Annotated in this window: 14 protein-coding genes; 6 read left to right on the forward strand and 8 right to left on the reverse strand. The window is 65.7% G+C overall.

Features of this window, described 5'->3' with window-relative positions; genetic code table 11:
• Nucleotides 1-14: 14 nt before the first annotated feature.
• Entirely contained in the window at nucleotides 15-761 is a 747-nt protein-coding gene (locus tag QGN17_RS03250) for an SDR family NAD(P)-dependent oxidoreductase (protein ID WP_281043082.1), read from the reverse strand.
• 101 nt (nucleotides 762-862) lie between these two features.
• On the opposite strand from QGN17_RS03250, the gene QGN17_RS03255 reads away from it, so the two are divergent.
• The gene (locus QGN17_RS03255) at nucleotides 863-4,351 is read left to right on the forward strand and encodes an indolepyruvate ferredoxin oxidoreductase family protein (protein ID WP_281043083.1); all 3,489 of its coding nucleotides are present in this window, start codon (nucleotides 863-865) and stop codon (nucleotides 4,349-4,351) included.
• A 16-nt stretch (nucleotides 4,352-4,367) separates the two neighbouring features.
• On the opposite strand, the gene QGN17_RS03260 is transcribed toward QGN17_RS03255, so the two are convergent.
• Nucleotides 4,368-5,087: a GntR family transcriptional regulator gene (locus tag QGN17_RS03260; RefSeq protein ID WP_281043084.1), complete on the reverse strand. Its 720-nt coding sequence runs from the start codon at nucleotides 5,085-5,087 to the stop codon at nucleotides 4,368-4,370.
• Nucleotides 5,088-5,204: 117 nt separating this feature from the next.
• Nucleotides 5,205-7,364 carry a TonB-dependent receptor gene (locus QGN17_RS03265; RefSeq protein WP_281043085.1) on the reverse strand — a complete coding sequence of 720 codons (2,160 nt, stop codon included), beginning with the start codon at nucleotides 7,362-7,364 and terminating at the stop codon, nucleotides 5,205-5,207.
• A gap of 367 nt (nucleotides 7,365-7,731) precedes the next feature.
• Between QGN17_RS03265 and QGN17_RS03270 the strand changes: the two genes are divergently transcribed.
• From QGN17_RS03270 to QGN17_RS03290, 5 genes are all read left to right on the forward strand, one after another.
• A complete protein-coding gene (locus tag QGN17_RS03270) occupies nucleotides 7,732-8,754 on the forward strand; it encodes an amidohydrolase family protein (RefSeq protein WP_281043086.1) in 1,023 nt (340 codons plus the stop codon).
• 312 nt (nucleotides 8,755-9,066) lie between these two features.
• Nucleotides 9,067-9,849 (forward strand): ABC transporter permease, encoded by a 783-nt coding sequence (locus tag QGN17_RS03275; RefSeq protein WP_281043087.1) that lies wholly within the window; start codon nucleotides 9,067-9,069, stop codon nucleotides 9,847-9,849.
• 3 nt (nucleotides 9,850-9,852) lie between these two features.
• A complete protein-coding gene (locus QGN17_RS03280) occupies nucleotides 9,853-10,629 on the forward strand; it encodes an ABC transporter ATP-binding protein (protein ID WP_281043088.1) in 777 nt (258 codons plus the stop codon).
• Nucleotides 10,626-11,177: a cysteine dioxygenase family protein gene (locus QGN17_RS03285; RefSeq protein ID WP_281043089.1), complete on the forward strand. Its 552-nt coding sequence runs from the start codon at nucleotides 10,626-10,628 to the stop codon at nucleotides 11,175-11,177. Before QGN17_RS03280 ends, QGN17_RS03285 begins: the two co-directional genes overlap by 4 nt.
• The gene (locus tag QGN17_RS03290; protein ID WP_281043090.1) at nucleotides 11,174-12,406 is read left to right on the forward strand and encodes a rhodanese-like domain-containing protein; all 1,233 of its coding nucleotides are present in this window, start codon (nucleotides 11,174-11,176) and stop codon (nucleotides 12,404-12,406) included. Before QGN17_RS03285 ends, QGN17_RS03290 begins: the two co-directional genes overlap by 4 nt.
• A 43-nt stretch (nucleotides 12,407-12,449) precedes the next feature.
• On the opposite strand, the gene QGN17_RS03295 is transcribed toward QGN17_RS03290, so the two are convergent.
• The 5 genes from QGN17_RS03295 to QGN17_RS03315 form a co-directional block, all read right to left on the reverse strand.
• Nucleotides 12,450-13,799 (reverse strand): LLM class flavin-dependent oxidoreductase, encoded by a 1,350-nt coding sequence (locus QGN17_RS03295; RefSeq protein WP_281043091.1) that lies wholly within the window; start codon nucleotides 13,797-13,799, stop codon nucleotides 12,450-12,452.
• 24 nt (nucleotides 13,800-13,823) lie between these two features.
• On the reverse strand, nucleotides 13,824-16,169 hold the full coding sequence (locus QGN17_RS03300; protein ID WP_281043092.1) for a TonB-dependent receptor: 2,346 nt from the start codon (nucleotides 16,167-16,169) through the stop codon (nucleotides 13,824-13,826).
• 174 nt (nucleotides 16,170-16,343) lie between these two features.
• Nucleotides 16,344-17,282, reverse strand: coding sequence for an aliphatic sulfonate ABC transporter substrate-binding protein (locus QGN17_RS03305; protein WP_281043093.1), 939 nt, complete (start codon nucleotides 17,280-17,282; stop codon nucleotides 16,344-16,346).
• Nucleotides 17,279-17,941, reverse strand: a complete 663-nt coding sequence (locus tag QGN17_RS03310) for a peroxiredoxin family protein (RefSeq protein WP_281043094.1) — start codon at nucleotides 17,939-17,941, stop codon at nucleotides 17,279-17,281. The genes QGN17_RS03305 and QGN17_RS03310 overlap by 4 nt, the downstream gene beginning before the upstream one ends.
• Before the next feature lie 102 nt (nucleotides 17,942-18,043).
• Nucleotides 18,044-18,880, reverse strand: a complete 837-nt coding sequence (locus QGN17_RS03315) for a LysR substrate-binding domain-containing protein (protein ID WP_281043095.1) — start codon at nucleotides 18,878-18,880, stop codon at nucleotides 18,044-18,046.
• Nucleotides 18,881-18,935: the final 55 nt, after the last annotated feature.

The raw sequence follows: 18,935 nt of genomic DNA on the forward strand, positions 1-18,935 counted from the left end.
GCCATATCTCCGCTCTAGAGGCCGCTCGTCAGATGCCCGCCGTCCACCGGGATCACGGCGCCCGTCATGTAGGTCGAAGCGTCTGACGCCAGGAGCAGAAGCGGGCCGTCGAGATCCTCCAGACGGCCGAGCCGGCGCTGGGGGATGCGTTTGAGCATCGCCTTGCCAGCCTCGCCATCCCAGAAGGCGCCGTTGATGTCGGTCGCGATATAGCCTGGCGCGAGTGCGTTGACGCGGATGCCGAAGCGCGCCAGCTCCAATGCAGCTATCTTGGTGAGCTGGATCGCTGCCGCCTTCGACACCGCGTAGGACGCGACGCCTCCGGCCTGTCGTAGCCCCAGGATCGAAGCGATATTGATGATCGCGCCGCCGCGTCCGCGCGCACGCATCGCGCGGCCCGCCAACTGGGTCAGCAGAAACATGCCGGTCGCGTTGGTGTCGATCACGGTCTGCCAATCCTTCACGGATTGATCGAGGAAGGGGGCTTCGCGGGTGATGCCCGCATTGTTCACCACGATATCGATATCCTCGATCGCGGGCGCGAGCGCGGCGATTCCGGTGGGGTCGGTCATGTCGAGGGTCACTGCGGTACAGCGCCGGCCCATCGCATCGATCTCGGCGGCTAGCCCCTCCAGCAGATCGGTTCGCCGCGCCGTGATCACGAGATCGGCGCCTGCGGTGGCCAGCGTTTTTGCGAAATGCCGGCCAAGGCCGCTCGACGCGCCCGTCACCAGCGCGCGCTTGCCGAGAAGATCGAACATCGGGACGCCTTTCCGCTCAACCAGGGGATGATTGCCAACCATCTGAAAATTACGTATGTCATAACACGTATATAAGTCAATTGACGAGTAGGACAGGCGCGATGGCGGAAGCGATGGAGCGGGAATCGACGGTGCCGGCGGGGCGCGCGGTGAGTTTGGCCGACAAGTTCATGCTGCGATCCGGTACGGTGCTGATCAGCGGTGTGCAGGCGCTCGTCCGCCTGATGCTGATCCAGGCGGAGCGCGATCGCGAGGCGGGGTTGAGAACGGCCGGTTTCGTCTCCGGCTATCGCGGATCGCCGCTCGGTACGCTCGACATGGCGTTCGGAACCGCAGGGGCCGCGGTCGCCGACCATGGCATCGTGATGCGCCCGGCGGTGAACGAGGAACTCGCCGCGACGATGATCGCGGGAACCCAGCAGATCGAGCAGAGTCGGGAGGCGCGCGTCGATGGCGTGTTCGCACTCTGGTATGGCAAGGGGCCGGGTGTCGATCGCGCCGCCGATGCGCTGCGACATGCCAATTATCACGGCAGTTCGCCGCGTGGCGGCGTCGTGCTTGCGGTCGGCGACGACCACCTCTCCAAATCCTCGTCGATCGTCTGCAACTCCGACGATGTTGTCGCCGGCATCCACGTGCCGCTCTTCTATCCGGCCGATCCCGCCGAGATCGTCGAATACGGCCTGCATGGCTTCGCGCTCTCCCGGCATTCGGGATCCTATGTCGCGCTGAAGATCATCACCGAGGTGGCCGACGCGACCCGCGCGGTCGAAACCGACGAATTGGCGCTGTCACCCGTCCTGCCGGATGTCGCGGTGCCGCCGCTTGGCCTGCACAATCGCTGGCCGGACAACGCGCTGGATCAGGAAGCGCGGCAGATCGAGCATCGGCTTCCGGCGGTTGCCGCCTATGTCCGCGCCAACCGGCTCGACAAGGTGAAGCTCAAGCGTCCAGGCGCCCGGATCGGCCTCATCGCGGCCGGCAAGTCCTGGCTCGATCTGCTGGAAGCCATGCGGCTGGCGGGGCTGGACGAGGCGCGGATGGCCGCGCTCGGCATTGCGCTCTACAAGCCTGCGATGATCTGGCCGCTCGAGCCGGAAGGCCTCGCCGGTTTCGCGGACGGGCTCGATACGCTGATCGTGATCGAGGAGAAGGGCCGCTTCCTCGAAAGTCAGATCAAGACGATTCTCTACGATGGGCCGCAAGCCCCGGCGGTGTGGGGAAAACAGGGGCCGGACGGAGCGGCGCTGCTGCCCGCCACCGGCGACATCACGCCCGAGCGGATCGCCGCGACCGTGGGAGGCCTGATCGCGACGCTGACCAGTGACGAGGCACTGGCGACCAAGGTCGCGCGTGCCGACACATCGCTTCTCGTTCAGGGGCGCTTCACCGTGCCGCCCGCGCTGCGGAAGCCCTTCTTCTGCTCGGGCTGCCCGCACAACCGCTCGACCGTCCTGCCGGAAGGCAGCCGCGCCACCGGCGGCATCGGCTGCCACAGCATGGCCACCTACCTCCAGCCCAACACCAGCATCTATGCGCAGATGGGCGGCGAGGGCCTCCACTGGGTAGGCCTCGCGCCCTTCACCGACGAAAAGCACATGTTCGCGAACATGGGCGACGGCACCTATTTCCATTCCGGCATCCTCGCCATTCGCCAGGCGGTCGCGGCGGGCACGAACATCACCTTCAAGCTACTCTACAATTCGGCCGTCGCGATGACCGGCGGCCAGTCGGTCGACGGGGAGCTTTCCGTTGCGCAGCTTGTCGACCAGATCCGTGCGGAGGGGGTGGGCACGATCGTCGTGTCGACCGACGATCCCGATCGGTATCCGGCGGGCGATCCGGTCCGCGCCAGGGTGGACGGGATCGAGAACCGCACCGAATATGATCAGCTCCAGCGTCGGTTGCGCGACCAGCCCGGCGTCAGCGTCATCGTCTACGAGCAGATGTGCGCGACCGAGAAGCGGCGCTTGCGCAAGCGCGGCAAGCTGGCCGATCCGGCGCGGCAGGTGTTCATCAACGAACTGGTCTGCGAAGGGTGCGGCGACTGCTCGATCAAGTCGAACTGCCTGTCGGTCGAGCCGGTCGAAACCACTTTCGGCACGAAGCGCCGGATCAACCAGTCGAGCTGCAACAAGGACTATAGCTGCATCGAGGGTTTCTGTCCCAGCTTCGTGACCGTCGAGGGCGCGAAACCACGGCGGACGGGCGCGCGCGCGAGCGGAGATTTCGATGCCTCGACCCTGCCGCTTCCCTCCCGCGACGCCTCGTCACATGAGCGCGTGGTCGTTGCCGGCGTGGGTGGCACCGGCGTGGTGACGATCGGCGCGCTGGTCGCGATGGCCGCGCACATGGGTGGCCGGCGGGTCGGCGTGCTCGATCAGGTCGGCATGGCGCAGAAGGGCGGCGCGGTCGTCAGCCACATCCATGTCGCCGACGCACCGATCCACGCTCTGCGTATCCCGCCGGAACAGGCGAGCCTCGTCCTCGTCTGCGACGAGATCGTCGGCAATCTACGCGACGTGATGGCCGCGATCGATCCGGGCGGCACCTATGTCCTCGCCAATGCCGACGTCGCGATCACCGGCGATTTCACGAAGGATCGCGATGCGACCCCCGATGGCACGCTGCTCGCCCGCCGGCTGGAGCAACGTGCCGGCAGCGACCACTTCGCGGCCTATCCCTTCACGCGGTTGTCGGAACGCCTGTTCGGCGATGCCATCGGTTCCAACCTGATGATGGTGGGCTTCGCCTGGCAGAAGGGCTGGATCGCGATGGATCTGGGCGATTTCGAGGCGGCGGTGACGCTGAACGCCACGGCGGTCGCGATGAACAAGGCGGCTTTCGCCTGGGGCCGCAGGCTGGCGGTGGATCCGGATGCGGTGCTGGCGGCAGCCGGCCTCGTCACCGCCGTGTCGCCCATCGAGGAGGACATGGTGGATCGCAGGGCCGCTTTCCTCGCTGATTATCAGGACGGGGCCTATGCGGATCGCTTCTGCACGCTGGTCACGAGGGTGGCCGAGGCCGAGGCGCGCTGCGGCGGCAAGGGTGCGCTCGCCCGGACGGTCGCGAAGGGGCTGTTTCGCGTGATGGCCTATAAAGACGAATATGAGGTCGCCCGTCTGTATACGGACGGAAGTTTCGGCCGGGCGCTCGCCGATGCCTTCGACGGCGAGGCGACGGTTCGCTTCCATATGGCGCCACCGATCTTCGCGAGGCGCGACAAAGCCACCGGCCATCTGCGCAAGCGCAGTTTCGGCGGATGGATGTTGCCGGTGTTCCGCCTGCTCGCGAAGGGGCGGCGGCTACGCGGCACGAAGCTCGATCCCTTTGGCTACACCGCCGAGCGCCGTGCGGAGCGCCAATTGGCCGGCGACTACGAAGCTCTCGTGATGCGCATCGCCGAGCATCTCACGCCAGCCGGGCTGGCGCAGGCCGATGCGCTTGCTGCTCTGGTGCTGGAGGTTCGCGGCTACGGGCATGTCAAGGAGCGCGCGATGGAGACCTACCGCGTCCGGCTGCCTGCAGCGATCGAGGCCTTTGAAGCGGCGATCGCAGCGGGCACGGAGGCGATGACCGTCGCGGTGTGACGCCCGCTTTGCGCCGTCAGCCCAGCTTGTGAATGGTCTCGAAGCTGAACACGAACGGCGCGCTCGGAAAGGTCAGCTCGAAGGCGACGACTGCACGTTCGTCGGTGTCGAAGGACACGCTGGAAAGTGCGAGTACGGGCGAAAGGGGGTCGACCCCGAACGCTTGCGCTACGTCCGGGCTGGCACCGGTCGCGCGCGCGTCGAACTGTGACCGGATGACGCCGACGCCGCTCTGTTCGCGCAGGATGCGATAGAGCGGCCAGCGGCGCAGCAACGCGGTGGTCACCTCGCCCGCGAACTTCGGAAGAAAATACAGCGTCCCGTATGACCACGGACGTTCGTCGCGATAGGCGAGGCGTCGCACGTAGGCGAGTTCCGGCTGGTCGGGGAAATATCCGGCGAACTGGGCCGGCACGGGCGCGAGGCCACGTTCGAGCACCTGTGCGGGCTTGTCGAAATCCCGCGCATAGAGCGATTCCAGCGGCGTGGATCCCTCGGCGGCGTGAACCGTGTCGCTGACAAAGGTACCGCGGCCGCGCTGTCGTACGATCAGGCCTTCCTCGCCCAATGCGCGGAGGGCCTGACGGACGGGGACCACGCTGATGCGGTGTTGCTCCGCCAGCCGGACCTCCGGCTCGATCCGGGTGCCTGCGGCGAGCCGGCCGCTCATGATGTCCGATCGCAGCATCGCCGCCAGTTGGTACCAGATCGGCAGCTTGGGCGAAAAATCGGTCATCGGGCTTGGACGGGTCTCGCTGTTCGATCCCCCCGTGCGCCAGCATTTTCAGCCGGTCAAGCCGGCCCTCCTGGGGGGCGGTGGATCACGCCACCGCCCCCGGACCTGTCGTGGGGCTTACAGTTTCACGCCGAACCGTACGCCGACGATCCGAGGCTCGCCAGGCAGGTGCGAGGTTCCGATGGCTGTGCGGGTCATGTCGACGTTATAATGCACATTCCCGATATTCTTCGCATAGACTCCGATCGAGTAACGATCGCCCGGCAGTGTCAAAGTGGCGCTCGCATTCTCGATATTGTAGGCGTCCTGCTTGAGATTGTTGTTCACGTTGAAGAAGATTGCCGATTTGTGGCTGATATTGCCTGAAAGATCGAGTTTTCCGATCGGTGTCGGGATCGTGTAGATCGCCGTCGCGACCAGAGAGAATTTGGGCGCGTTGAGGAGATAGTCGCCTGAAACGTCGGCGATACTCTGGATATTGCCTCCCAACGGGTTGGGCGTGAAGATCGAAGCCGCAGGGAAATTGGTGTATTTCGCGTCGAGGATCTCGAAGCCGCCGCTCAGGGTAAGCCGCGACACGGGATGGGCCGTGAAATCCACGTCGATACCGCGCACCCGCGCCTTCGCCGCGTTCTGCAGGCGTGTCGTGCCATCGGTCGGGCTGCGCGCGGTGACGACGATATTCTGATAGTCATAGTCGAACAGCGCGACGTTCAGCATCAGCTTGCGATCGAACAGTTCGGACTTCGCGCCGATCTCATAGGCGGTCAGCGTCGCGGGCTTGAGCGGCGGGAGGCCCGGATTGGAAAGCTGATAGACGCCGGCCGTAGCCCCGCGATTGATCGATCCGTAAAGCATCACCGGCCCGACCTTGTAGTCGAGCGAGGCGCGATAGGTGAACTGGTTGTAGTGGATGCTGCCGTCCGGCACCGGCGTCACGACGCCGGTCGCGCTGACGCTGTTGCTGTCGAGCAGATTGCGCGTCTCGAACGTCCCGCGCGCGCCAAGGGTGATATGCGCGCGCGGCAGGAAAGCCCAGGTGACGTTCGCGAAGGGCGCATAGGAATTGGTCGTCTGCCGCGCGTTGATCAGCACGTAATTGCCGGGCAGCGCCTTGCCGAACTGCTGATAATAGTTCGTCGTGTCCTGGTGGAGGAAGAAGAATCCGCCCAGCCAGGAGAGACGGGAGTCGCCCTTGGAACTCAGCAGAAGCTCGTTGGTGATCGCCTTGTCCACGAAATTCTGATCGAGAAGCAGGCGCGGATCGGGTGTGAAATCGCCTTCCGAGAAGGATTCGGCGTGAACGTGCTGGTAGCCGAGCTGGTCGGACAGCGTCGCCCAGTCGAAGTCGATCGACGCCTTGACGGAACCGCCCGCGCCTGTGCCGACGAAGCCGATCGGGTTGTTGTTGATCGTGTTGTAGAAGCCGGAGTTGGTGTAATCGACGCCGCTGCTGACCGCGATCGTGCCCGGCATGAGGGAGAAACTGCCGAGATCGCTGTTCTGGTGCTGGTAGAAGCCGCTCGCCACCACCGTCACGCGCGAACCCGGTTGCCACTTGGCCTTGCCGCGGATGTTCAGGCTGTTGCTGTAGAAGGCGGGAATGTTGAGATAGGTGTTGCGACCCCAGCCGTCGCCCTGATCGCGCCAGGAAACCGCGAGGCCGACAGCGAGATTGTCGGTCAGCCCGGTCGAGCCATAGGCCTTGATCTGTTTGGTGTCGTAGCTCGAATAGTCGAACGTTCCCTGGAATTCCGGCTTGTAGCTGGGCATGCGGGTGGTGATGTTGATGACGCCGGCGACGGCGTTGCGGCCGAAGGTCGTGCCTTGCGGTCCCTTCAGCACCTCGATCTGCTCGACGTCGCCCAGATCGGCATTTCCGGAAACGGGCGACACCAGATAGAGGCCGTCGACATAGGTGACGACCGGGGATTCGATGCCTGGGATCGACACGTTCTGGCCGATGCCGCGCAGATAGGGCAGGGGGGCGGCGGCTTTCTGATCCTGCACGAGGCCCGGAACGATCGTCGCGAGATCGCGCGATGAGGTGATGCCCTGGGTCGCAAGCGCCTTGCCGCCCACCACGGAGACCGCGATCGGCACATCCTGCAGGCGCTGGCTGCGGCGCTGCGCGGTGACGACGATTTCACCCACGCCGGCGGCCTCGGGCGAGGCGGGCGAGGCGGCGGCGGCCGGCGTCGCATCTGCAGCTGGCAAGGCGGCCGGGGCCGTCGGCGCCGCGGCCTGCGCATGAGCGCCGGTCGCGATCGCCAGCATACTCACGATTGCGACGAGCGGAATCCGATCCCCGATATGCCGAAATCCCATCGTCCATCCTCCCTCATATTTTGGGTTTGAGGCTGCAGGACAGCCTCCGAAGTAGCCGGGCCATCGATCGCGGATGATCCGCTTCGTAACCTCTTTGGCCGCCATGTCGCGCTGCCAGCTATAAGTGTCAAATAGCAGTGTGTCTGTTTGGTATAGCATTAAGATATCGGAAGTCGGTGCATAACGATCTGCTATGGAACGAGGACAGACTGCTATTTGACGGTGCGAGCGACCCGCCCGAGACGGTTGCCGACGGGAGAGCGGGCTCAACCGGGGTTGCACCCCATGGCATGGCCGGCGCGAGAGGATCGGCGTAATGATTATCGATTGTCATGGGCACTACACGACTGCGCCAAAGGCGCTCGGTGTGTTTCGCGACCTCCAGATCGCCGCGCTTGAGGATCCCGTCCGCAATCCGGCACGCGGTTCGCTGGCGATCAGCGATGACGAGATCCGCGAAAGCCTGCTCGGTGCGCAGATCAAGTTGCAGGACGAGCGCGGGATCGACGTGACGCTCTTCTCGCCGATCGCCGGGCATATGATGCACCACATCGGTAATGCCATCACCAGCCAGATCTGGTCGGAAACCTGTAACGATCTGATCCACCGCGTGACGAGCCTCTACCCGAGGCGGTTCATCGGCGTGTGCCAGCTTCCGCAGTCGCCATTGGTGCCGCCGAAGAGCGTGATCCCCGAACTGGAACGGTGCGTGAACGAGCTGGGGTTCGTGGCGTGCAACCTCAATCCGGACCCGTCCGATGGCCATTGGAAGGATGCGCCGCTCAGCGATCGCTCCTGGTATCCGCTCTACGAGAAAATGGTGGAGCTTGACGTGCCCGCGATGATTCACGTCAGCGGATCGTGCAATCCCTGCTTCCATCCGACGGGCGCGCATTACATCAACGGCGATACCACCGCGTTCATGCAGTTCCTGACATCGGATCTGTTTCGGGATTTTCCGACGCTGCGCTTCATCATTCCGCATGGAGGCGGAGCGGTGCCCTATCACTGGGGCCGCTATCGGGGGCTTGCGCAGGACATGGGCCGGCCGCCTCTGTCAGAGCTGCTGCTCAACAACGTCTATTTCGATACCTGCGTCTACCACCTTCCGGGCATCGAACTGCTGACGCGAGTGATTCCGGTCGATAACATCCTGTTCGCGACGGAGATGATCGGGGCGGTGCGTGGTATCGATCCGGAAACCGGTAATCCGTTCGACGATACCAAACGCTATATCGATCAGGTGGAGTGGCTCACCGGCGAGGACAGGGCCAAGATTTTCGAGGGTAATGCGCGAAAGGTCTATCCTCGCATCAATGCCATCCTTGATGGAGATTGAAACACGCGGACGAACGTTAAGGGAGGCCTGCGCCGCCCTACGGTAGAGTGCTGCCTGAACAGCTCCGCATATCTGCGATGGGCGTGAGGAGTCAGATGCCAAACCCCGCCCCGACCCGTTCGGTCCGGGTCGCGACGTTCGCCTTTCAGGCTCGATAAAAATTCTTCGGATGATGCTGGGATCACGATATTCCGATGTGCCTGGCCCGCAATCCCATCCCTTATTTGGCCTCCTCATAAGCGCCGAATCCGATCTCCATTGATTGAATCGTGCCCCTGCGCAGGCTGTCCCTGAACGTCAGGAGTCAATGTCATGCGGGCCGAAGCCTTTCGTCGGAGAAAGCCGTGGGAACGGCGATGGGTCTCGCCGATCCTGCTCCTGCTGCTGTGGCAGGCGGGATCGTCGATCGGCGCGATCCCGACCCGTATCCTTGCGTCGCCGGCCTCGGTGCTCGGCGAGCTGGGCAGCATGGTGGCGTCGGGCGAGCTGGCGCATCATCTGGCGGTGTCACTGTTGCGGGTTTCGCTGGGGCTGGCGATCGGCGTCGGCAGCGGCACCGCGCTGGGGCTTCTGGCCGGCCTGTCCCGCACGGGCGACGCCGCGATCGATCCTTTGGTGCAGATCAAGCGCACTATCCCCGTGGTGGCGCTGACGCCGCTGTTCATCGTCTGGTTCGGCATCGGGGAGGCGACCAAGATCGGTCTGATCGCGTTCGCCACCGCCTTCCCGGTCTATCTCAATCTGCACCAGGGTATTCGCGGGGTGGATCGTCGCCTGCTCGATGCCGCGCGCAGCTTCGGCCTCTCGCGCCTGCAGCTGGTCTGGCATGTCGTGCTGCCGGGGGCCTTGCCCTCGCTGCTGGTCGGCCTGCGTTACTCGCTGTCGGTGTCGGTGCTGATGCTGGTGATCGCCGAGCAGGTGAACGCGACCTCGGGCCTCGGCTTCCTGATCAACGACGCGCGCGAGACGATGCGGACCGACATCATCGTCGTCTGCCTGATGATCTACGCGCTGCTCGGCCTGGGCGGCGACTGGCTGGTGCGATCGATCGAGGCGCGGGCGCTCGCCTGGCGCCCGGCTCTGGTGGAGGCCTGAGAGATGAGCGAAGTGCTGCGCATATCTTTTCCCGAACCGCCGGTGCGCGAGCCGGAGCCGATCGTCCGGCTGAAAGGCTTCTCCCGCCATTTCGGCGAGACACGGGTTCTGGACGATCTCGATCTTTCGATCGCGCCCGGCGAGTTCGTGGCGCTGCTCGGCCGGTCAGGCTCGGGCAAGACGACCCTGCTTCGCACGCTGGCCGGGCTGGACGAGGCCAATGGCGCCTCCGCCGTCATCCCGGCATCGCGCGCCACCGTGTTTCAGGATGCGCGGCTGCTGCCGTGGAAACGGGTGTGGCAGAATGTCGTGCTGGGCGTGACCGGGGAGGATCGGCGCCAGCGTGCGGAAGAGGCGCTGCGCGAAGTCGGGCTGGAGCATCGCCCCGATGCCTGGCCGCTGACGTTGTCCGGAGGCGAGGCGCAGCGCGCGTCGCTTGCCCGCGCGTTGATCCGCAAGCCGGAATTGCTGCTGCTCGACGAACCCTTTGCCGCGCTCGACGCGCTCACCCGTATCCGGATGCACGCGCTCGTGCTCTCGCTGTGGCGGCGGCACCAGCCGGCGGTGCTGCTCGTCACCCACGATGTCGAGGAAGCGATGGCGCTGGCCGATCGCATCCTGGTGCTCGATGCCGGGCGGATCGCTGCCGAGGAGCGGATCACGGCACCGCGTGGCCAACGGGCTTCGGTGGTGCGGCCATTGCGCGGGCGGCTGCTGGGACATCTCGGCCTGCAGACTGACGGCGGCGTCTATGCCGATCTGATCGGGAGGGATCATTGAGCGACGCGCTCGCCCGCTGCGTCCGCGGTTTCGAGGCGCTGCTTGGCGAAGCGATAGATGAGGCCGAGATCCTCGATCGGGGGCGTGGTCTTCTGGCCGATCTGATTGGAAGGGACGACTGGCTGCCCGAGAGCCACGCCCGGCCCGATCCGGTGCGTTATCGCCAGTATCTGCTCCACCGCGACGCCGCCGCGCGCTTCTCGATCGTCAGCTTCGTCTGGGGGCCGGGGCAGGCGACGCCGATCCACGATCATACCGTCTGGGGTCTGGTCGGCGTGTTGCGCGGTGCCGAGGTTTCGGAGCGCTTCGCCGAGACGGAGAGCGGCCTGCACTGGCTCGCGAGCGACCGGCTGGAAGCCGGCGAGGTCGCTGCCGTATCGCCCCGCATCGGCGACATCCACCGGGTCGCCAATGCGCATGCCGATCGCGTGTCGATCAGCATCCACGTCTACGGCGCAGATATCGGCGCGGTCGAACGCCACGTCTTCGACGCCGCCGGCAACACCAAGTCCTTCATCTCCGGCTATGCCGATCTGGAGCCTGCATGACCCTGAATATCGTTACCCCGCACGACGTGCGGCGGATGCTGCTGCTGCGCCATGAACTCGCGTTGATCGACCTGCGCACCGAAGCTGCCTTCGCGACCGGCCATCCGCTGTTCGCGGCCAATCTCGACGCTGATCGGATCGCCATTGAGGCGGGCATCCGTATTCCCCGTGCCGAAGTGCCGGTGGTCCTCTACGACGACGGCGAGGGGCTGGTGGAACCGGCAGCCGCCAAGCTCTCCGCGCTGGGCTATCGGGATGTCCGTGCGCTCGCTGGCGGACTGGCCGGATGGCGGGACGCGGGGTTCGAGCTGTTCGAGGACGTCAACAGCTACTCCAAGGCGTTTGGCGAACTGGTCGAGCATCGTCGCCACACCCCGTCGCTGGCGGCCGAGGATGTTGCGGCGCTGATCGAGGAGAAGGCTGACATCGCGATCCTCGATGCCCGCCGGCCGGACGAATATGCCACGATGAACATCCCCGGCTCGTCGAGCGCGCCCGGTGCCGAACTGGTGCTGCGGGCAGGCAGCGCTGCGCCCGATCCCGACACGACGATCATCGTCAACTGCGCGGGGCGGACGCGATCGATCATCGGCACCCAGTCGCTGATCAACGCCGGCGTTGCCAACCGCGTGGTCGCCCTGCGCAACGGCACGATCGGCTGGACGCTGGCGGGGCAGGGGCTGGAGCACGGCTCCACGCGCCATGCCGGGTCCGGCGATGCCGGGGAGGCGCGCGATCGCGCCCGTCAGGTCGCCTATCGCGCCGGCGTGCGCCGGCTATCGTCCGACGATGCCGAGGCGCTCACGGCCGATCCTGATCGCACGCTCTATCGCTTCGATGTCCGTACCGCCGAGGAATATGTGGCCGGCCACATCCCCGGCTTCCGTCACTATCCGGGCGGCCAGCTGGTGCAGGAGACCGACATGGCCGCGCCGGTGCGCGGCGCGCGCATCCTGCTCGCCGACGATCTCGGCCCGCGTGCCGACATGACCGCCTCGTGGCTCGCGCAGATGGGGTGGGAGCTCTACGTCCTCGACGGCGGCTTCGACGGTCCGCTGGAGACCGGCGCTGCGCCGGCCTGGCCGCCGCTCGATCCTGTACGACGCTACAAGCGGCCCTATGAGGGCACCGACAACGCGCAGGCGGCGATGCAGGCCTATCTCGACTGGGAATATGGTCTCGTCGCGCAGCTCGAGCGCGACGGCACGCACGGCTTCTTCGTGATCTGATACGAAGAGGCAGGCCCGGCGCAAACCGGGCCTGCCTCCTCTCTCACTCCGCCGCTTCGAGTACCGGCGCCGGCTCGCGCCGGTTGGTCGGGATCGGCAGGCCGAGATGGCCGCGCAGCGTGCTGTGCTCGTAATCGCGGCGGAACACCCCGCGCTCCTGCAGGATCGGCACCACTTCGCCCGTGAACCGATCGAACTGGTCGGGATGCCCGAGGTGGATGTTCAGCCCGTCGAGTGCGCGCCCTTCGAACCAGCGGACGATCTCGTTCGCCACCGTCTCGGCGGTGCCGCCGAAGGGGGTGCGGCGCTGGCCGCGGATATGCTCCACCGTCTGGCGGAGCGTGAATCGGCGCGCGACGGCGAGGTCGGTCACCTTCTTGGCATTGGTGTAGAAGCTGTTCTTCGCATGCTCGAGCGCGCCGGTGGGAAACGGCGCGTCGAGATCGTACTGGCGGAAATCGTGCCAGCCGAACGAGCGGCCGAACTCGCCCAGCGCCTGTTCGAAGCTCTGGTCGTGCTCGCGCGTGCGCCGCTCGATGTCGCGCGCCTCCTCGTCGCTGTCGCCGACGAAGACGACCACGCCCGGCATGATCACGATCTCGTTCGGATCGCGGCCCAGCCGCGCGGCGCGGCCCTTGACGTCCTGGTAGAAGGCCTGGCCCTGCTCGATCGTCGCCGAATGGGTGAAGATGCCGTCGGCGATGGTGGCGCCAAGATCGCGGCCCTGATCGGAATCGCCCGCCTGGAAGATCACCGGCTCGCCCTGCGGCGATCGCTGGATGTTGAGCGGGCCGACCACCGAGAAGAAGCGTCCCTTGTGGTTGAGCGCGTGCAGCTTGGTCTCGTCGAGGAACTGGCCGGTCTCGCGGTTGCGGGGCAGCGCGTCATCCTCGTAGCTGCGCCACAGGCCGCGCGCGACCTCCAGATATTCGGTCGCTCGCGCGTAGCGTGTGTCGTAGTCGTAATGCTCTTCCTTGCCGTAATTGCCGGCCGTTCCGGCATCGCCGCTGGTGACGACGTTCCAGCCGGCGCGGCCCTTGCTGATCAGATCCAGCGAGGCGAAGCGGCGGACGAGGTTGAAGGGATCGTTGTAGGAGGTGGTCGCCGTGCCGACCAGGCCGATCCGGCTGGTCGCCACCGCCAGCGCGGAGAGCAAGGTCAGCGGCTCCAGCCGGTTGAGATAATGCGGCGGCGAATCCTTGGTGATGAACTGGCTGTCGACGATGAAGACGAGGTCGAACTTCGCCGCCTCGGCCTTGCGCACCGCATCGATATACCAGTCGATATTGACGCTGGCGTCGGCCGGGATCGATGGATCGAGCCACCGGTTGCTGTCGCCGGGGCCACCGACCCCGGTCGGCACCAGTCCGAGCTTGAGCTGTCGCTTGGTCATCGCTCTTTCTCCTGTGCTTGAGCGTCAGATGCGGGTTCTGAGGGTGAAGCCGAAGGTGCGCGGCTCGCCGAGCGCGGCGTTGACGACGCCGAACTGGGTGCTCACGGCCTTGGTGTTGAAGTAATTCTTGTCGGTGAGGTTGCGGACCCAGACGGAGACGTCCCATTTCCCGTCCGGCTTGCGCACGCCCGCATGGAGGCCGAAGAGCGCGTAGCCGGGGATCCACGAGAAGGGATCGAGGTTCACTGCTGCGTAGAAGCCCGACCTGTAGCTGGCATCACCGCCGCCATAGACATCCACCGTGCCGGCGTGGTGCACATATTCGGCGGTTCCGGTGAGCGACCATTTCGGCGCGCCGGAGGCCGGACGGCCGGACAGGTCCACCGTGCCCTGATACGAGGTCAGATACTGTGCCGGCGCGCTGCGATAGTGGACGTAATAGGCGTCGTTATAGGTGCCGGCGGCGGTGAGCGTCAGCCCCTCGACCGGATTGGCACGAGCATCCACTTCGACGCCGCGCGAGCGCAGCTTGCCGACATTGGTGATGTAGGCGACCACCGGCGTGACGGCGGTGTTGACGTAATTCGCCTGGTAATTGCTGTCGTCCGTCCAGAACAGGGCGAGGTTCAGTTCCGCCTTGCCGCCGAGGAATCGGCTCTTCAGACCCAGCTCGTAATCGTCCACCTTCTCGGGCTTGACGAAGATGTCGATGCCGTTGGCGGGCGCCACGAGGTTGATGCCCGGCGACTTGTAGCCGCGCGAATAGCTCGCATAGGCATGGACGTCCTGGCTGAGATCGTAGGCGGCGATGGCGGTGCCGGACAGGTTCTTGGTGTCGCGCGAGGCGTCGTAGCTGCCGATCGGCACCAGCGCCGCGCGCCGGGCCGCGACGGCCGCCTGGATCGACGGATCGAAGCTGGAGATCGGCGCGAGGTCGCCGCCGCCATAGGCATCGTACAGGCCGGTCTTGTGCTCGTAGGTGAAACGCAGACCGGCGGTCACGCGGAAACGGTCCGACGCGTTCCACGTCGCCTGGCCGTAACCCGCATAGCTGTAGGTCGCGGGCACGACATGGGCGTAGGCGGTTAGGCCGTCGAGCGCCGCCGACGGCAGAGCGGCGGTCGCTGTGGGGGAGGCGGTGTTGGGCGTGGTCAGCCAGCCGGCGGCATCGCGGCCATAGCCCGTGACCTGCAGGTCATTGGCCTTCTGCCAGAAGAAATAGAGGCCGCCGGTGAAATCGATCACATGGTGGCCGTTGGAGGCGGCGCGCAGTTCCTGGCTGAATTGCTGCTGGTGGGTGACGACGATCGACTGGGTCAGTACGTTGGCGCCGATCTGGTCGCCGTCGTAATTGGGTAGCCACTTCCAGTTGCGATAGGCGGTGATCGAGGTCAGCGTGATCGGGCCGGTGTCCCAGTCGGCGCGGCCCTGCACGCCCCAGCTCGGCATCTTGTCATACTGGCTGGAATCGAGATCGACGCGGCGCGCGAAGGGATCGATCGGGATCGGCACGTACCCGACGTCCGCCGCGCGCCGGTAGAAGCCGCGTACCTGCGTGCCGTTCGCCAGGGTCGTCGGGAGCACGCTTGCGATGCTGTAGAAGCCGACATCGCCCTTCTGGATGCTGTAATCCGCGATCAGGCGGAACTTGAAGTTGGTGGTGGGCGCATAAAGCACGTCGAAGCGGGCGGAATGATTGTCCAGCCCATCCCAATGCTTGCCCGCGACTGTATTGTAGATCAGGCCGTCGCGCTGGGTGCGCAGATAGCTGACGCGGAAGGCGATATCGTCGTTGATCTTGGAATCGAACGAGAGATAGCCGCGCAGGTAATTATAGTTGCCGTAGCTCAGTTCCGCCTTCGCCTCGGGTGTGAAGGTCGGCTCCTTCGTCTTGATGTCGATCGCGCCGGCGACGGTGTTCTTGCCGAACAGCGTGCCCTGCGGCCCGCGCAGGAGCTGGATGGAATCGATGTCGATCAGGTCGGTGATTACCGATCCGGTGCGCGGGCGGTAGACGCCATCGACATAGAGGCCGACGCCCTGTTCGAGGCCGTCGTTCGTGCCGCCCGCGTTGGTGCCGATGCCGCGGATGGTGATCGTCTGGTTGCGGCCGCTGATCCCCTGGATGTTGAGGCCTGGTAATTGCTGCACCACCTGCTTCAGGTTGAAGGCGCCCTGTTTGGCGATCTGCTCGGCCGGCAGCGCGGTGATGCTGATCGGCACCTTCTGGGCGCTTTCCTTGCGGTAGCGCGCGGTGACGGTAATTTCCTCTACCTGCGTGGCAGCGGTGGCTGCAGCCGCCTGGGCGGGCATGGCCACCGGAAAGACGCCTGTCGCCGTTCCTGCCAGAAGCAGAGCCGGATAGGTCATCCGTGAAATCGAACCGGTCTTCAACATGATCCCCCTTGGAAGGTTAGGGATTTTGGCTATCGGATTGGATCAAGCATACAAACAAAGTCTTTTTGGATCGCCCGATAGATACTTTGCTTATCATGATTTGTATTTGAATATGATCGATGATCATTATTGATGAGTGAGATATGATTATGAGAAACTGTTATCGAATCCCGATTTGACGTCGATATGGTGATCGATGAGTCCGGCGCGCGCGTATCGGTCCGCCGTCTTCTGCTGGTCGGCGATCAGCGCGGCGCCGATGCCGGACGGCAGTCGCCGCGTCCGTGCGGTCACGGTCTGCCAGACATCGACGGGAATACCGGTCTCCCGGTTGAGCAACCGCGCATAGTCGTCCGGATGCGACGCCGCCCAGTCCCACCCCTGGTAGAGGCGGCGCTTGTAGTCGGCGAGCAGAGGGCGCTTGCCGGCGATCGCGGGATCGCTGCCGAACAGCAGGGCGTAGGACGGCACCAGACCCGGCTCGAAGATCAGGCGCGCGCCCTGTTTCGCGGCGATGGTCGCGTTCGGATCCCAGATCGCCCAGCCGTCCACCGATCCGCCGAGCAAGGCGGCATTGCCGTCCTGCGGGGAGAGGAAGGCGAATTGCACGGCGTCGAGCGGACGGCCCTGCGCCTCCAGCGCGGCGAGGATGAAATTGTGGCCGATCGATCCCTTTGGCGTGGCGATCCGCTTGCCGGCGATGTCCTTCAGGGAGTGGATGGCGGAATCGCGCCGCACCACCAGGATCGGGCCGGGGCCTTCATATTTCTGCGCGCCGATCGCTTTCAGCGCGGCGCCGGTCCCGATCGAGAAGATGAAGGCCGCGTCGCCGCCGATGCCCGTGTCGATCGCACCGGCGTTGAGCGCCTCCAGCAGCGGCGCGGCGTTGGGGAAGGACGACCATTCGATATGGTAAGGCAGGCGATCGAGGTTGTGCGACGCCTCCAGCACGACCTTGGAGCCGCCTTTCTGGTCGCCGGCGAGCAAGGTGCCGGCGCCACCGCCGGCCCGGTTGCAGGCGGCGACCAGTGCCCCCAGGCCGAGGCCGAGCGCGGCGCGGCGGCCAATCCAGCCCGATCCGCTCATGCGGCGATGTCCCGTGCCAGTGCGGCATCGACGGTTGCGAGGATCTCCTCCTCCTCGGGCCGGTCGAGCCAGTCAGGGCTGACGGTCACAGCGCGCACGATGCCCCGGCCGTCGACCAGCAGCGCCGTCGGCTGCGGCAACTCCCACGAGCTGGTGCCGGTGATCTCGCCGGGCCAGCCGGGCGGCGGCGGATCGGGCTGGACGTCGGGCGCGAAGAGGATGCCGATCGCGCGGGACAGCCCGCCAGCCTCGTCGCTCAAGACCGGGAAGGGCAGGTCGAAGCGCGAGCGGATCGCGCGCAGCCGTTCGGGAACCTGTGGGCTGATCGCCAGCGTCCCGATGCCCCGGCGCTGCAATTCCGGCCACAGGGTCCGCGCATAATATGGCAGCGCGATGCTGCAGGCCGGACATTCGGCATAGCGGAAGAAGAGCAGCAGCTGGGGATGGCCACCCAGATCGGGAAGCGCCACGGTGCCGCCATCCAGATCCTTCAGCAGCTTGGGCGGCAGCGGCGATCCCGGCTGGATCACGGCGGCGGGATCGAAGCGATCGACGAGTTGCCGGCGCTGCGCCACGTTACGGGCGAGCTGGTCCGCCGGCCAGCTTCGCTCGCGCTCCGCGATCAGCGCGCCGAACAGGGTGGACAGGCTTTCGGACATCCTCGGCTCCTTGGGCAATCGGGCGGGCAGGCTAGAGGCGGCGGCGGGTATCGGACCAATGAGATCGGGCGCGCCCGCATCAGCATCGCTCATGAGCGAACCTCAGATCGCGCCGACCACTTCGGCCGCGAGCTGCGCCAGCTTCGCGGCGGGCCGGCCGAGATCGCTCTGCCTGCGCACGACGCAAGCCACGTCGGGTAGCGACGGCAGCGCGTTGCTCTCCAGCGGCGTGCCCTCCGGAAACAACAGGCGGGTGCGGCAGGTGAGGCCGAGGCCCGCCTCCACCGCCGCGCGCAGGGTCGAGATGTTGGGCGTCTCGAAGGCGATGCGCCACGGCCGTCCGGCGGCATCGAGCGCGCTGGTCGCCGCCTCGCGGAAGCGGCAGGGGCGATCGAGCACGGCGAGCGGAACGATGTCGCGCCGGGCGTGATCGGCCGATCCGTACCAGACCGTCGGCGCGATACTGATCGCATCCGGATCGTCGGCGGCAGCATAGCCGATGGCGAGATCGAGCATTCCGCGATCGATCATCGCGACCAGCTCGGCGGTGCCGGCGACGCGGGCGTAAAGCTGCGCGTCGGGATGGAGTTCTCCGAAGCGGCTCAGCACGCCGCCCAGCAGGGTTTCGGCGAAATCCTGCACCATGCCGACCCGTACCGGCCCCTCGAACTGGCCGGAATTGACCGCGGCGAGGGCTTCGTCATGCAAGGCGAGCACGCGGCGCGCATAATCGAGCAGCAACTCGCCCTGCGCGGTAATCACCAGCCGGCGACCTTCACGCGCGAACAGCGGCTGTTGCACCATGTCCTCCAGCCGCTTGATCTGCAGGCTGAGCGCGGACTGGGTGAGATAGACCTGTTCCGCCGCGCCGAGCATCGAACCGGCATCGACGATCGCGACGAAGCTGCGCAGCAGGTTGGTGGGCAGGTTGACGGTCATGGCAGGACACCGCCTACCGGGTCGATGGCGAGAGCCGCAAGAAATCTCTACTAAA

The sequence above is a fragment of the Sphingomonas oryzagri genome (genome assembly GCF_029906645.1).
In the GTDB taxonomy this organism is placed as follows: Bacteria; Pseudomonadota; Alphaproteobacteria; order Sphingomonadales; family Sphingomonadaceae; genus Solisphingomonas; species Solisphingomonas oryzagri.

What these genes read in the sequence shown, in the direction of transcription:
- QGN17_RS03290 (WP_281043090.1), top strand. Translation starts at nt 11,174, where the DNA reads ATGACCCTGAATATCGTTACCCCGCACGACGTGCGGCGGATGCTGCTG.
- QGN17_RS03280 (WP_281043088.1), top strand. Translation starts at nt 9,853, where the DNA reads ATGAGCGAAGTGCTGCGCATATCTTTTCCCGAACCGCCGGTGCGCGAG.
- QGN17_RS03305 (WP_281043093.1), bottom strand. Translation starts at nt 17,282, where the DNA reads ATGAGCGGATCGGGCTGGATTGGCCGCCGCGCCGCGCTCGGCCTCGGC.
- QGN17_RS03310 (WP_281043094.1), bottom strand. Translation starts at nt 17,941, where the DNA reads ATGTCCGAAAGCCTGTCCACCCTGTTCGGCGCGCTGATCGCGGAGCGC.
- QGN17_RS03260 (WP_281043084.1), bottom strand. Translation starts at nt 5,087, where the DNA reads ATGACCGATTTTTCGCCCAAGCTGCCGATCTGGTACCAACTGGCGGCG.
- QGN17_RS03250 (WP_281043082.1), bottom strand. Translation starts at nt 761, where the DNA reads ATGTTCGATCTTCTCGGCAAGCGCGCGCTGGTGACGGGCGCGTCGAGC.
- QGN17_RS03315 (WP_281043095.1), bottom strand. Translation starts at nt 18,880, where the DNA reads ATGACCGTCAACCTGCCCACCAACCTGCTGCGCAGCTTCGTCGCGATC.
- QGN17_RS03270 (WP_281043086.1), top strand. Translation starts at nt 7,732, where the DNA reads ATGATTATCGATTGTCATGGGCACTACACGACTGCGCCAAAGGCGCTC.
- QGN17_RS03300 (WP_281043092.1), bottom strand. Translation starts at nt 16,169, where the DNA reads ATGACCTATCCGGCTCTGCTTCTGGCAGGAACGGCGACAGGCGTCTTT.
- QGN17_RS03295 (WP_281043091.1), bottom strand. Translation starts at nt 13,799, where the DNA reads ATGACCAAGCGACAGCTCAAGCTCGGACTGGTGCCGACCGGGGTCGGT.
- QGN17_RS03265 (WP_281043085.1), bottom strand. Translation starts at nt 7,364, where the DNA reads ATGCTGGCGATCGCGACCGGCGCTCATGCGCAGGCCGCGGCGCCGACG.
- QGN17_RS03255 (WP_281043083.1), top strand. Translation starts at nt 863, where the DNA reads ATGGCGGAAGCGATGGAGCGGGAATCGACGGTGCCGGCGGGGCGCGCG.
- QGN17_RS03275 (WP_281043087.1), top strand. Translation starts at nt 9,067, where the DNA reads ATGCGGGCCGAAGCCTTTCGTCGGAGAAAGCCGTGGGAACGGCGATGG.